Source organism: Arthrobacter sp. G.S.26, assembly GCF_050847375.1.
Lineage (GTDB): Bacteria > Actinomycetota > Actinomycetes > Actinomycetales > Micrococcaceae > Arthrobacter.
Window position 1 is genome coordinate 1,272,211 of the sequence record NZ_CP193752.1, and the last position, 14,202, is coordinate 1,286,412.

Annotated in this window: 10 protein-coding genes and 1 tRNA gene; 10 read left to right on the forward strand and 1 reads right to left on the reverse strand. The window is 68.1% G+C overall.

The genetic code is table 11. From position 1 onward, the window contains the following. Positions 1-54 precede the first annotated feature (54 nt). Genes rsmA through ACRB8A_RS05900 form a run of 3 tightly spaced genes read left to right on the forward strand, consistent with a single transcriptional unit; the run spans position 55 to position 3,742 of the window. Entirely contained in the window at positions 55-927 is an 873-nt protein-coding gene (gene rsmA, locus ACRB8A_RS05890; RefSeq protein ID WP_050686251.1) for a 16S rRNA (adenine(1518)-N(6)/adenine(1519)-N(6))-dimethyltransferase RsmA, read from the forward strand. Beyond that, the gene (locus tag ACRB8A_RS05895) at positions 924-1,886 is read left to right on the forward strand and encodes a 4-(cytidine 5'-diphospho)-2-C-methyl-D-erythritol kinase (RefSeq protein ID WP_056597985.1); all 963 of its coding nucleotides are present in this window, start codon (positions 924-926) and stop codon (positions 1,884-1,886) included. The genes rsmA and ACRB8A_RS05895 overlap by 4 nt, the downstream gene beginning before the upstream one ends. Before the next feature lie 32 nt (positions 1,887-1,918). After that, entirely contained in the window at positions 1,919-3,742 is a 1,824-nt protein-coding gene (locus ACRB8A_RS05900) for an ABC-F family ATP-binding cassette domain-containing protein (RefSeq protein WP_056597987.1), read from the forward strand. 9 nt (positions 3,743-3,751) lie between these two features. Here the strand turns inward: ACRB8A_RS05900 and ACRB8A_RS05905 are convergent, their stop codons facing one another. Next, positions 3,752-4,378 carry a TetR/AcrR family transcriptional regulator gene (locus ACRB8A_RS05905; protein ID WP_050686254.1) on the reverse strand — a complete coding sequence of 209 codons (627 nt, stop codon included), beginning with the start codon at positions 4,376-4,378 and terminating at the stop codon, positions 3,752-3,754. A gap of 135 nt (positions 4,379-4,513) precedes the next feature. Here ACRB8A_RS05905 and ACRB8A_RS05910 point away from each other — a divergent pair. From ACRB8A_RS05910 to ACRB8A_RS05940, 7 genes are all read left to right on the forward strand, one after another. Further along, positions 4,514-4,585: transfer RNA gene (locus ACRB8A_RS05910), tRNA-Gln, on the forward strand. A gap of 95 nt (positions 4,586-4,680) precedes the next feature. Then, positions 4,681-6,159: a bifunctional UDP-N-acetylglucosamine diphosphorylase/glucosamine-1-phosphate N-acetyltransferase GlmU gene (gene glmU, locus ACRB8A_RS05915; RefSeq protein WP_050686255.1), complete on the forward strand. Its 1,479-nt coding sequence runs from the start codon at positions 4,681-4,683 to the stop codon at positions 6,157-6,159. 2 nt (positions 6,160-6,161) lie between these two features. Beyond that, positions 6,162-7,142: a ribose-phosphate diphosphokinase gene (locus ACRB8A_RS05920; RefSeq protein ID WP_050686256.1), complete on the forward strand. Its 981-nt coding sequence runs from the start codon at positions 6,162-6,164 to the stop codon at positions 7,140-7,142. 255 nt (positions 7,143-7,397) lie between these two features. Continuing rightward, positions 7,398-7,988: a 50S ribosomal protein L25/general stress protein Ctc gene (locus tag ACRB8A_RS05925; protein ID WP_050686257.1), complete on the forward strand. Its 591-nt coding sequence runs from the start codon at positions 7,398-7,400 to the stop codon at positions 7,986-7,988. A gap of 85 nt (positions 7,989-8,073) precedes the next feature. After that, entirely contained in the window at positions 8,074-8,664 is a 591-nt protein-coding gene (gene pth, locus ACRB8A_RS05930) for an aminoacyl-tRNA hydrolase (RefSeq protein WP_432245821.1), read from the forward strand. 121 nt (positions 8,665-8,785) lie between these two features. After that, positions 8,786-11,521 (forward strand): LuxR C-terminal-related transcriptional regulator, encoded by a 2,736-nt coding sequence (locus tag ACRB8A_RS05935; RefSeq protein ID WP_432245822.1) that lies wholly within the window; start codon positions 8,786-8,788, stop codon positions 11,519-11,521. A gap of 106 nt (positions 11,522-11,627) precedes the next feature. Next, positions 11,628-14,162, forward strand: coding sequence for a LuxR C-terminal-related transcriptional regulator (locus ACRB8A_RS05940; protein WP_432246019.1), 2,535 nt, complete (start codon positions 11,628-11,630; stop codon positions 14,160-14,162). Positions 14,163-14,202 lie beyond the last annotated feature (40 nt).

Below are 14,202 nucleotides of genomic sequence, written 5' to 3' on the forward strand. Positions count from 1 at the left end.
GCTGCTGCCGTTAACGGGGCAGGTCCGCGGCGCCGCCCGGGATAGGATACTCAGGTGACTGAACCGATCCCCGCCGCGCCCGCACCCCTGTTCGGTGCCACCGACATCCGCAGGCTGGCGGAGGAAATCGGGATCAGGCCCACCAAAACCCTGGGCCAGAACTTCGTCATCGATGGCAATACGATCCGCCGGATCGTGACAGCTGCCGGCGTGGGCCCGGCGGAAACGGTCCTGGAAGTCGGGCCCGGGCTCGGGTCGCTGACCCTGGGCCTCCTCGACGCCGCCGCGGCCGTGGTCGCCGTCGAAATCGATCCCGTCCTGGCAGCCAAACTTCCCGAAACGGTGGCGCAGTGGCGTCCCGCCGCGGCCGGCTCCTTCCATCTGGTCCACGCCGACGCCATGAAGGTGACGGAACTGCCCGTCCAGCCCACCGCGCTGGTGGCAAACCTGCCCTACAACGTTGCCGTCCCCGTGGTGCTGCACCTGCTCCAGCATTTCCCCAGCCTGCAGCACGGGCTGGTTATGGTCCAGGATGAGGTGGCGGACCGGCTGGCTGCGGGCCCCGGGTCCAAAACCTACGGCGTGCCGTCCGTCAAGGCCGCCTGGTACAGCCGGATGCGCAAGGCCGGCGTGATCGGCATGAACGTCTTCTGGCCGGCACCCAAGATCCACTCAGGGCTGGTCGCCTTCACCCGGCACGAGCCGCCCGCCACCACTGCCACCCGCGAACAGGTCTTCGCCGTCGTCGATGCTGCCTTCGCCCAGCGCCGCAAGACCCTCCGGGCTGCCCTGGCCGGCTGGGCCGGCGGCGCGCCCGAAGCCGAACGCTGCCTGGTGGCTGCCGGCGTGGACCCCACAGCAAGGGGCGAGGTCATCGACGTCGCCGCGTTCGCAAGGATCGCGGAAGCCAAGGCGGCCCGGTCATGAACGCCCTCCCCGGGCGGTTCCCGGCCCGCACCGTGAGGGTCAAGGCGCCCGGGAAAATCAACGTATCCCTCAACGTCGGTCCGCTCCGGGACGACGGCTACCACTCGGTGGCCAGCGTCTACCTGGCAGTGTCCCTCTACGAGGAAGTGGCCGCCACCAGCACCGAAAGCCCCGGGATCACCGTCAGCCTCAGCCCGGAAAGCTCCCTGGACCTGGACGCCGTTGACATTCCGCTCGACGCCGGCAACCTCGCCTACCGGGCGGCCGCCATCATGGCGGACGTTTCCGAACATGCCACCGGCGTGCACCTGGAGATTACCAAACGGGTCCCCGTGGCCGGTGGCATGGGCGGTGGCTCCGCAGACGCCGCCGCGACCCTCCTTGCCTGCGATGCGCTGTGGAACAGCGGACTCTCCCGCGAGGAACTCGCGCACCTCGCGGCCGAACTCGGCGCGGACGTACCGTTCTCGCTCCTGGGCGGCACGGCCGTGGGCCTTGGCCTCGGCGACCAGCTCTCACCCGCGCTGGCCAAGGCCCAGACACACTGGGTCCTGGTGGCCGCCGACTACGGCCTGGCCACCCCTGACGTCTACCGCACCCTGGACCGGCTGCGCGCCGACGAGGGCATCGTGGCCGCCGAGCCCACCGGCGTCGACCCGGGAATCCTCACCGCCCTGCGGGGAGGGGACGCCGACGCCCTGAGCCGGGTCCTCATCAACGACCTGCAACGCGCCGCGATCGACCTGGCCCCGGCCCTGCGCGATACGCTGGGACTCGGCGAATCGCACGGAGCGATCGCCGGCCTTGTGTCCGGTTCGGGCCCCACCGTGGCACTGCTCGCCGATGACCCCCTCGCGGCGGAAGCGCTGGCCACGGATCTTCGACGCTACGGCCACGCGGCCCTTGCAGTGCACGGCCCCGTCCCCGGGGCCCGCATCATTTCCGACACCCTTTTGTAGATCTTCAGCCCCGCAGCAGAAAGCAGTTCCCTTTGGCACACCTTCTTGGCGGCGAGAACCTGAGTGTTTCGTTCGCAACCCGTACCGTCCTGGACGGCATCACCATCGGCCTCGAGGAAGGGGACCGGATCGGCATGGTGGGCCGCAACGGCGACGGGAAGTCCACCCTGATGCGCCTGCTGGCCGGCAGGTCCACCCCGGACTCCGGCCGCGTCACCAAACGCAGCGAGGTCAACGTGGGCTACCTTGACCAGAGCGACGTGCTGGACGGAGACCTCACCGTGGGCGCTGCCATCGTGGGGGACCAGGCGGACTACGAGTGGGCCCGGAACCCGCAGATCCGCGAAATCATGGGGGGCCTGGTCTCGGACGTGGACTGGCACGCCAACGTCCACGCCCTCTCCGGTGGCCAGAAGCGGCGGGTGGCCCTGGCCAAGCTGCTGATCGAGGACCACGACGTCATCATGCTCGACGAGCCCACCAACCACCTGGACGTGGAGGGCGTCGCCTGGCTTTCCCGACACCTCAAAACCCGGTGGCGGGCCAACCAGGGCGCGTTCCTGGTGGTCACCCACGACCGCTGGTTCCTCGACGAAGTCTGCAACAAGACCTGGGAAGTCCACGACGGGATCATCGACCCGTTCGACGGCGGCTACGCGGCCTACGTGCTGGCCCGCGCAGAGCGTGACCGAAGCGCCTCCGTTGTGGAGAGCAAGCGCCAGCAGCTGGTCAAAAAGGAGCTGGCCTGGCTGCGGCGCGGCGCCCCCGCCCGGACCGCCAAGCCCAAGTTCCGGATCGAGGCCGCCAACGCCCTGATCGCCGACGTCCCCGAACCCCGCGATTCCATGGCGCTGAGCAAGATGGCCACCGCCCGCCAGGGCAAGGACGTGCTGGACCTCGAACACGTGTCCCTGGACCTCCTGGACGGCGGCGGAGCCAAACTCTTCGACAACATCACCCTCCGGCTCGCCCCCGGCGAACGCCTGGGACTGGTGGGCGTCAACGGTGCCGGCAAAACCACGCTGCTCAAACTGCTCAACGGCGAAATCCAGCCCACTTCGGGCAACGTCAAGCGTGGCAAAACGGTGGTCAGCGCCGTCCTGACCCAGGAAGTCAAGGAGCTCGACGACGTCTCCGACCTGCGCGTCATCGAGGTCATTGAGCGGGAAAAGCGCTCCTTCGACGTGGGCGGCAAGGAATTCACCGCCGGCCAGCTGGTGGAACAGCTTGGCTTCACCAACCAGAAGCAGTGGACCCAGGTCAAGGACCTTTCCGGCGGCGAGCGGCGCCGGCTGCAGCTCCTGCGGCTCCTGGTGGGCGAACCGAACGTCCTGATGCTTGATGAACCCACCAATGACCTCGACACCGACACCCTTGCCGCCGTCGAGGACGTCCTGGACGGCTGGCCGGGAACGCTGGTGGTGGTCAGCCACGACCGCTACCTGCTCGAACGCGTCACCGACCACCAGATGGCGCTCCTGGGTGACGGGAAGATCCGCGCGTTGCCGCGCGGGGTGGACCAGTACCTGGAACTGCGCGAATCGGCACTCGCCGGCTCCACCGTGACCGGCGGCGGCAACCCCGTGACCGGTGCGTCCGGGTCCGCCGCGCCTGCCGCCCCGGGCCGCTCGGAAGCCGAGAAGCGGGATGCCCGGAAAGCCAAAAACCGGATCGAACGGCAGCTGGGCAAGCTGGAGCAGCAGGAAAAGAAGATCCACGACGAAATGGTCAAGGCCACTGCGGCGAACGACTTCGACGCGATGGGCGACTTGAACAGGAAGCTCAAGGACCTTGCCGGGGACCGCGAGGGCATTGAACTTGAATGGCTCGAAGCGCTGGAGGTCCTGGGGGAGTAGGCCCGGCGCCTACCCTTCGCTGCGGAGCTCCGGGTCCTTCTGCAGGCCGGTCAGGCCGTTCCAGGCAAGGTTCACCAGGTGCGCGGCGACGGTGTGTTTGTCCGGCTGGCGGCTGTCCTGCCACCACTGGCCGGTCATCGCCACCATGCCCACCAGCATCTGCGCGTACATGGCGCCGTCCCGGCCGCTGAAGCCGCGGCGGGAAAACTCGTCGGACAGGATGTGCTCCACCCGGGCCGTGACGTGGGAGAGCAGGGTGGAGAACGCGCCTTCGGGCTGGGACGGAGGCGCGTCCCGCATCAGGATCCGGAAGCCGTCGGTCCGGTCCTCGATGTACGTCAGCAGGGCCAGGGCGGCGCGTTCCACCAGGACGCGGGGCTTGGCTTCCTGGGTGAGGGCGTCGTTGATGGCTGCCAGCAGGATCCGGAACTCGAAGTCCACCACCTGCGTGTACAGGCCTTCCTTGGAGCCGAAGTGCTCGTAGATCACCGGTTTGGACACGCCCGCGCACGCAGCGATTTCCTCGATGGTGGTGCCGTCCAGTCCACGGGCGGCGAAGAGCCCACGCCCGACGCCGATCAGCTGGGTCCGGCGCTGCAGGCCGGTCATTCGCGTCCGGGGCGGGTTGTTGCTCACATTTCCATCATGCACCACCGCCCGGCACCGGGATTCCAGTCTTCCCCGCGGCACCCGCGCCGGGCCGTGTCGCGCACCGCCCCCGACCCATGGCAAAATAGGGACTTGTGCCCGGGCCTTGCGCCTACGGCATGGTCCGCCCTGGTGTAATGGCAGCACCCCGGCCTTTGGAGCCGTGGAGTATAGGTTCGAATCCTATGGGCGGAACTGCTTGACGAGATCGTTCAGCAGGATGGCCTTCGGGCGCCGCGCCGCCTGGTCGGCCGGCCCCCGGGCCAGCAACCAACGAGGAGAGCCCGTACGTGACTTCTGAGAATGCCGGCCCAGCCGCCGTGATCGTTCTGGCGGCAGGCGCCGGCACCCGGATGAAATCCCGTACCCCGAAGATCCTGCACGAAATCGGCGGCCTGTCCATGGTTGGGCACGCCCTCAACGCTGCACGCAGCATCAGCCCGCGCCGGCTCGCTGTGGTGGTCCGCCACGAGCGTGACCTGGTGGCCGGCCACCTCACCGGGCTGGACCCGGAAGCGCTGATCGTGGACCAGGACGAGGTCCCCGGAACCGGCCGCGCCGTGGAAGCCGCCGTGCAGGCGCTGGACGGACAGCAGCGCCTGGCCGGCACCGTGGTTGTGACCTACGGCGACGTCCCGCTCCTGACCGGATCCCTGCTCGCCGAACTGGTGGCCACGCACGAACGCGACGGCAACGCCGTCACGGTGCTGACCGCGGTCCTGGCCGACGCCGCCGGCTACGGCCGGATCCTGCGCGCCGCCGACGGGACCGTCACCGGGATCCGGGAGCACAAGGACGCGTCAGCGGACGAGCTTTTGATCCGTGAGGTCAATTCCGGCATCTACGCCTTCGACGCCGCCGTGCTCCGCGACGCGCTGGGCCACGTGACCACCAACAACGCCCAGGGTGAAAAATACCTGACCGACGTGCTGGGCCTGGCCCGTGAAGCCGGCGGCAGGGTCGCCGCGGTGGCCACCACCGACCGCTGGCAGGTTGAGGGCGCCAACGACCGCGTCCAGCTGTCGGCGCTCGGCGCTGAACTGAACCGCCGCACCGTCGAAGCCTGGATGCGGGCCGGGGTCACTGTTGTTGACCCGGCGACCACCTGGATCGACCCGTCCGTAACGCTCGACGAGGACGTCCGGATCCTGCCCAACACCCAGCTGCACGGCCGCACCCACGTGGCGCGCGACGCCGTCGTGGGCCCCGATACCACCCTGACGGACGTCACCATCGGCGAGGGCGCCACGGTGACCCGCACCCACGGTTCCGGTGCCGTGATCGGCGCGGGCGCCGCCGTCGGGCCCTTCACCTATGTGCGGCCCGGTACCGTCCTTGGCGAGACCGGCAAAATCGGTGCCTTCTACGAAACCAAAAACGTGACGATCGGGCGCGGCTCCAAACTGTCGCACCTCGGCTACGCGGGCGACGCCGAAATCGGCGAGGACACCAACATCGGCTGCGGCAACATCACCGCCAATTACGACGGCGAAAAGAAGCACCGCACGGTGATCGGCTCGGGCGTCCGGACAGGTTCCAACACCGTCTTTGTTGCCCCCGTCACGGTAGGCGACGGCGCGTACAGCGGCGCCGGCGCCGTGATCCGCAAGGACGTCCCCGCCGGCGCGCTGGTGCTCAGCGTCGCTGCGCAGCGCAACGCCGAAGGCTGGGTGCCCGCCAACCGGCCTGGAACGCGCTCCGCCGAACTGGCCCAGGCGGCCACCCCAGATACCTCCACCACCCCGGCATCTACAGAAGAGGGCAAGTAATAATGAGCGAAATTACGGCGCACGGCGAGAAGAAGCTGGTGCTCGCCACCGGGCGGGCCCACCCGGAGCTGGCGCGGGAAATCGCCCAGGAGCTTGGCACCGAACTGCTGCCCATCGACGCCTACGACTTCGCCAACGGCGAGATCTACGTCCGGGCAGGTGAGAGCGTCCGCGGCACCGACGCGTTTGTCATCCAGGCCCACCCGGCCCCGCTGAACAACCACCTGATGGAACAGCTGATCATGATCGATTCGCTGAAGCGGGCCTCGGCCAAGCGGATCACCGTGGTGTCCCCGTTCTACCCCTACGCCCGGCAGGACAAAAAGGGCCGCGGCCGCGAGCCGATCTCCGCCCGCCTGGTGGCTGACCTCTACAAGACCGCCGGCGCAGACCGCATCATGAGCGTTGACCTGCACACCTCCCAGATCCAGGGCTTCTTCGACGGCCCCGTGGACCACCTGATGGCCATCCCGCTGCTGGCGGACTACATCCGGACCCGCGTGAACGAAGACAACATCACCGTTGTCTCCCCGGACACCGGCCGCGTCCGCGTCGCCGAGCAGTGGGCGGAACGCCTGGGCGGCGCGCCGCTGGCGTTTGTGCACAAGAGCCGTGACCTGACGGTCCCCAACCAGGCCGTGTCCAAAACCGTGGTGGGCCAGATCGAAGGCCGCACCTGCGTCCTGATCGATGACATGATCGACACCGGCGGAACCATCTCGGGGGCCGTGCAGGTCCTGAAGAACGCAGGGGCCAAGGACGTCATCATCGCCGCCACCCACGCCGTGTTCTCCGAGCCCGCCGCCCGGCGCCTGTCCGAGTCCGGCGCCCGGGAAGTGGTGGTCACCAACACCCTCCCGCTGCACGCCTCCCAGCGGTTCCCGCAACTGACGGTGCTGTCCATCGCACCGTTGATCGCCCGCGCCATCCGCGAAGTGTTCGACGACGGTTCGGTCACCAGCCTCTTCGACGGCAACGCCTAGCAGCGCCGCCCACGGGCCCGCCCGGCAGGATCTGCCGGGCGGGCCCGGCCCGTTTTCAGGAATGGGCCCCCGCGCTGGTAAGCTTGCCAGCGATACCTTGGCGAGGGAGAGCAACCGGGAAGCCGGCTGATGGTCTCCGTAATCGACTGGGTCTGTTCCACCTCTTCTCCTGCAGGCCTTCCGGCCGCCTGGCGTTGAAGGTCGCACCAGGCCTCCGCCCTTGCTGAACACCGTTTAGGATTCAAGGAGATTTCCATGTCTGAGCAGAAACTCGCAGCAGAACTGCGCACCGAATTCGGCAAGGGCTACGCCCGCCGCGCCCGGATGGCCAACCTCATCCCCGCCGTTATCTACGGCCACGGCGCAGAGCCGATCCACATCACCCTGCCGGCCAAGGCCACCACCCTGGCCGTCCGCACGGCCAACGCCCTGCTGGCCCTGGACATCAACGGCGAAGGCCACCTGGCCCTGGTCAAGGATGTCCAGCGCGACCCGATCAAGCAGATCATCGAGCACATCGACCTCCTGACCGTCCGCCAGGGCGAAAAGGTCACCGTTGACGTGGCTGTGCACCTCGAAGGCGAAACCGCTCCGGGTACCGTCCACAACCTCGAACTGACGGTTGTCTCCCTCGAAGCTGAAGCAACCCACCTGCCCACCTCCGTTGTGGTCAACATCGAAGGCCGCGAAGCAGGCCAGCACATCCACGCTTCGGACCTGGACCTGCCCAAGGGTTCGGTCCTGCTGACCGATGCCGAAGCTCTCGTTGTCAACATCTCCGAGGCCATCGAGATCGAAGAAGACGAAGCCGAAGACGCCGCTGCAGCTCCGGCAGCAGCCGAGTAACAACCGGTATGTCCCGCCTGTGGCCGGATCCCCACTGGGGGTCCGGCCACAGGTATTTACCCGCAGCCCGACCTAGGATGATCCCATGACCGATACCTGGCTGATCGCCGGCCTTGGCAACCCCGGAACCCAGTACCAGGCCAACCGGCACAACGTTGGCCAGATGGTGCTTGATGAGCTCGCCGGCCGCATGGGTGCAAACTTCAAAAGCTCCAAAATGCGGGCCCAGGTGCTCGAAGGGCGGCTCGGCATCGGCGGTCCGCGCGTGGTGCTCGCAAAACCGCTCTGCTACATGAACGTCTCCGGCGGCCCGGTGGCGGCCCTGGCCGACTTCTACGGGATCAACCCGGACCACGTCGTGGCAGTCCACGACGAAATCGACATCCCTTTTAATACGGTGAAACTGAAGACCGGCGGCGGGGAGGGCGGGCACAACGGCCTCCGCGACATCTCCAGGGCACTGGCCACCAAGGACTACCTCCGGGTCCGGGTGGGCGTGGGCCGGCCACCGGGACGCATGGACACCGCCGACTTTGTGCTGCGGGACTTCGGTACCGCCGAGAAAAAGGAACTGCCGTTCCTCCTGGACGAAGCGGCGGATGCGGTGGACGCCCTGGTCCGGGACGGGCTGATGGCCGCGCAGCAGAAATTCCACCCGGCGAAGCCTGCAAGCTAGCAACACGCGAACTTATTCCGCGTACCACCTGTTTCCTTGTCTCAGCGACGGGGTACTGTACTTCCTATGCGGGGGAGCAATGGAGCTACATCCCGTTACCGCTGGATGTAGGGGATAGTGCATGTCAATCGAGCCACTGAGCTGGGGACGTGGGTCAACGCCGAACGGGGCCGGGCTGCGCAGCCAGGCTCCTGCCATGCCCGGGATCCAACAGTGGTCCGCTCCCGCCCGCGGCGCCAACCTCGATTCCGTCCGTACCGCCCTGACCAGTGAAGACTCCCTGGGCGTGGTCATCACCGGCAGCCGTGGTGTGGGCAAGTCCTCCCTGGCCCGCGCCGCCGTCAATGACCTTGGCCCCGACGTGTGGTCCCTCCAGCTCCGCAGCGCCCCTGCCGGTTCCAGTGCCCCCTACGGCTGCCTGTCCTTCCTGCTGGCCCGCCTGCCCCAGGCCTACATGGGTTCGCCCACCGCGATCCTGCGCGGCATCACATCCCTGATCCGCAGCGACGCTGCCGGGCGGCCGTGCATCATCACCCTCGATACTTCCGGCGGTATCGATGACATGAGCGCCGGCGTGCTGCTGAACGTCCTGCTGACCGGCACTGCGAAGATCGTCGCCGTGGCGCCCCGGACCAGTGACCTGCCGGATGATTTCCACTGGCTGCTGGCTGACAGGCGGATCACCGAAGTACGGCTGGACAACCTCAATGAGCTCCAGACCCGCCAGGTGCTGCTGTCGCTGCTGGGGCACCGGGTCTCCGCGTCCCTGGTCGCCACGTACCACAACATGGTGGGCGGAAACCCGTTGCTGCTCAAGGCGCTGGTCACCGAGCAGCAACACTCCGGCAACCTGGTCCTCTCCGATGAAGTCTGGACCCTCCGGGACAAGGTGGTGCTGGACGGCGCAGCCAGCCTGGACGACATTGTCCGCTCGCGATGGTCCCGGGAAACCGCTGAAACCCGCGAAGTCATCGAAATGCTGTCCTGCGCCCGCAGTGTGGAGCTGTCCCGCCTGACGGCCATCTTCAGCGCCGACGTGGTGGCGGACATGGAGGATGAAGGCCTCCTCGAAATCGAGGGATCCGACCACCGCTGGGTGACACTCCGCGAGAAGTACATCGGGGACGTGGTACGGACCTGGCTGAGCATCGCCCGTCGCCGCGAGCTCCGCAGCATGCTCCTGGGCGGTGCGGAACCTGATCCCGCCGGCATGAGCACGGAGGAGCTGCTGGCCTTCGCCGCCTGGACGCATGAGTGCGAGGCGGACCTCAGCCCGGGCCTGGCCTTCGCGGCGGCAGCAGCAGCTGTCCAGCTCTTTGACCCGCGCACCGCCCTGGCGTACGCCGATATGCTGCCACGCAGCCACCCGCTGTGGGTTCCGGCGCAGCGCCAAAAAGCGGCCGCCTACCTGCAGCTGGACCTCCCGCTCCAGTCCCTGGCCACCCTTGAAGGCATCTCCGCTGCGGAGCTGGACGCCCTCGGCGCCGCGGAATACGCCGAGGTCATCGCCGCAACGTCCCAGGTGATGCTCTGGATCCCGGAGAAGACCCGGGCCGTCCCGGGCCTCCTGGTGCAGGCCCGTGACCGGCTGGCCGCCGCCGGACACGCTGCCGCCTGGCCTGACCCGGTCGCCGTGGCGGTCAACCGCATCGCCCTGAGCGACTTCGAATACCAGGCGTTTGTGGGCAACTACGCTGCGATCATTCCCGCCCTGGAGCACGCCGCGGACCCCGCCCGGAACCCGGACACCGGCTTCCGGATGAACGCCGCCATCATCCTGATGACAGCCCGGGCGCTGACCGGGCGGGAGATGGAAGCGCTCAGCCTGATGCGGCAGCTGGGCGGCCAGCTCACCGACGCCTCCCACGTTGTTGGCATCCGCGAGCGGTATACCCGCGATGCCTACCTGGTGCTGCTGCTGGCCGGGCAGTGGCGGCGCTGCATCGACTTCCTGGGTCCCCAAAGCACCGAGGAGCCCAACCGCATCTCGCAGCAGGATTCCGCCCACGAACTGGCGGTCGGCGTTGCCTACGCTTTCTCCGGACGCGGAACCGAAGCCCTCGAACCGCTGATCTCCGCTGTGGCACAGCTGGAGATCCATCCCACCCAGAGCGGGCTCCGCTGCGCGTATTCCGCCACGGCACTGGCCTACGCCCAGATCGGCAACCCTGCTGCTGCCAGGAAATACCTCGCCAAACTTCATCGCGTGCCGGGCACGGCGGACTTCGCCACCGAATGCGTGATTACCTTCTGCACCCTGGTGGCCGGACGCTGGCTGGGCGATCCGGACGCCGCCGGCGCCCTCAAACTTGCGGCCGAGGCAAACCTTGCCGACGAGCGCTTCACCGTGGCCGGCCTGTATCTGCTGGCGGCCACCGTCAACGGCAGCGACCCCGAGTTCCGGCTCCTCGAGGACATCGCGGCGCACCGCCAGGGGCCGCTGGCCGAAGTGTCCCGGCTTATCGCCATCGGCAGCCGCACCAAGGACGCAAAAACCCTGCTGGCCGGCGGCGAAATCGCTGCCACCCTGGAACTGGAGGCCGTCGAGGCCAGGTGCATGGCCCTCGCCGTCGATTTTGCCCGCCAGGACGGGGATGCCGCGTCCGCCCGGACAGCCCAGGCCCGGCTGGACATCCTGGCTGCCACCGTCACCAACCTGCCCATCGTGCCCAGCAGCGGCAGCCCGTTGCTGACCAGCAGGGAACGCCAAATTGCCCGCCTGGCCGGGCGGGGCGCTTCCAACCGCGACATCGCCCTTGAAATGGGCGTGTCAGTCCGAACCGTCGAAGGCCACCTGTACCAGGTCTTCACCAAGCTCGGCGTAACTTCCAGAGGTGATCTGACTGGACTTGTCTAACGGCTCCAAAACCGCAGGCCCGCACCGCGCCCTACCGGGCCGGCGCGAACCGCTCGACCGGATCACGGCGGTCATCCGCAACCGTGCCAGCCAGGCGGTCTACGTTATGGCGGGTCCGGGCCTCGGTAAAACATCGCTGACGGACGGGATCGTTGAGCGTTTGTCGGATGAACTCAATGTTCTACAGATGCACGGCAGTTCCGCGCTTTCCAATGTTCCGTTCGGAGTCCTGACCCCTTACACCGCCGATCTCACGGCGGAGGAATCGATTTCCCCGGTGGCAGTGCTGCGGTCCATGTGGACGTACTTCGAGAAACTGAAAACCGTCAACGGAGCGCCGGTCCTCCTGGTGGTGGACGACGCACACTACCTGGACGAGGGCTCAGCCGGCGTGGTGGCGGACCTGATCTCGGCCGGCTGGGCCACCGTGGTGGCCGCCGCCAGGCCACGGCCCGGGCTGCCGCGGCCCCTGGACCAGCTCTGGTACGACGGCCTCGCCGAGCGGGTGGACCTGCGCCTGCTCAACAGGGAGCAGATCGAGGAAGTGCTGGCGCATGTACTGGACGGCACCGTCCCGGCAGCCACTGTGGATGCGGTCTGGAGCGCATCCGGCGGAAACCCCCGCATCCTGGATGCGCTCCTTCACGATGCAGCCGAGGCCGGGGTGCTGTCCAAACGGAACGGGATCTGGATCCTGCTGGGCCCACTGCCCTCCGACGGGGACCGAATCGGCTCAGTGGTGGCCAAGGAGCACCTCCGCCGCCCGCAGGACGAGCAGGAAGCCCTGAAACTGGTCGCCCTGGCCGGTCCCGTGAGCCGCAAGGCCATCGAGGACATCAGCGGAGCCGCCGTGGTCCGCTCGCTCCTGGAGCAGCAGGTGGTGGTGGAACACCCATCGATTCCGGCCGAACTGTCCCTGTGGAACGTGCTCCTGGCCCAAACCATCAGGAACACCATCTCGGTGTCCAGGAGCCTGCAGCTGCTCGAAAAAACCCGGCCGCACCTGCCCGATACCTTGCTGCACGGCGAAGGCCGGACCCGTTCCGTGGAGTGGGCCCTGGAGTGCGGGCTGCGGATCCCTGACGCCGCGCTGATCGAGGCCTCACGGGAAGCCCTGGACCGGTTCCGCAATACCAGCGCCCGCATGATCGCCTCAAAGGTCCAGGACCCGGCGCTGATCCCGCTGGCACAGGCCATCCAGGCGCGGGCACTCTTCAACGACGGGTACTACCTGGAAGCGGCATCCCTGCTGGACGGCTGCTGGGAGGCCCTGCTCAACCACGCCGATGGCCCTGCCGTGCTGCTGCTGCGTGCCTTCGCCCACCAGGCCAACGGCCAGTCCCTCGCGGGCCTAGCCGAGGAGGTGGTGGCGGTTACCGGTGTGGCAGGGACGCCGCAGTGGCCGCTGACCCTGATGGCCCTGCTTCGCAGCGGTGGTGAGCTGGACGCCGCCGGGCTCGCCGCGGAAGTGGGTACCGCAGCAGGCAGTGCTGTTGACGGTGCCACCGGCCTGCCCCTGCATGCCATGGGCGGGGCGTTGCTGGCCCACGCCCTGACCGCCGCGGGCCGGGCCGATGAGGGGGTGGAAGCCGCCCTGATGGCGGCGTCCGAGCTTCCCGCGCTTGAAGGCAGCCTGTTTTTCTTCCCGGAACTGGTCCTGGGCCGGCTGGTCAGCGCCTACCTGGCCATGGGCGAATGGGAAACCGCGGAACGCGAGCTGAACAACTACGCCTCGGCGCACTCACCCGGGCACGCCGTGTTCAACGGCAGCCTGCAGATCCTGCGCGGCTACTCGCTGCTGCGGCAGGGCAGGATGGAACGCGCCTACCAGGTGCTGCTGCCCGCCGTCGAGGCCCTCCGGCTCAACGACCCGCTGCAGCTTTTCCGGTTCGGCGCGTCCCTCGGCTTCTATGTGGCCGCACGCCTCGGCGATACCGCCCAGGCGCAGCGGCTGGAGCGGGACTGCCGCGATGCCGTGGCAGGGGCCCCGGCCCACGACCTCCTGGCAGCCGCCCACTGCGCCGCTGCAGCGGAGTACCTGGCCAGGGACGGGAAGGGCCTCGCGTCCCTCCACACACTGGTCACGGCCGCCGAGGCCGCCGGCAGGACCGGCACGCTCCTTGAACTGCTCGCCATGTGCTGGGAACTGGGCGACCCTTCCGTCATCCCGATGGTGCAGAACGTGGCCCGCACCGTTGACGGAAGGTGGGCCGGCGCCATGCTGACCCTGGCTGCCGGCTGGGAAGTGGGCGACGGCGATGCCCTGATGGACACCGCAGCCGCCCTGGAGGAAGCCGGCTTCGTCAACCTGGCCCGTGAGGCATACGCCAGGGCCAGTACGCTCCTGGAACAGGCCGGGGAGCGGCGCCGGTCCCGGCAGGCCGTGGCCCAGCGGGAAAAATGCGACCACGAACTGGGCGAGCGGTTCCGGGAAGGCCGGTTTATCGCCGCCGCCCCGGCCGTCCATCTGACCCGCCGCGAACAGGACATTGTTGGCCTGGCCGTCCAGGGGTACACGGACCGGGAAATCGCCCAGAAGCTGATGGTGTCCGTCCGCACCGTGGAGGGCCACCTCTACCGGACCTACGTCAAGCTCGGCGTCCGCAGCCGCGAAGAGCTCGAGTCCGCCCTGCCCAAGTAGTGCAGCACCCGGGTGTGCCCGGCACGGGCGCATCCGGGTT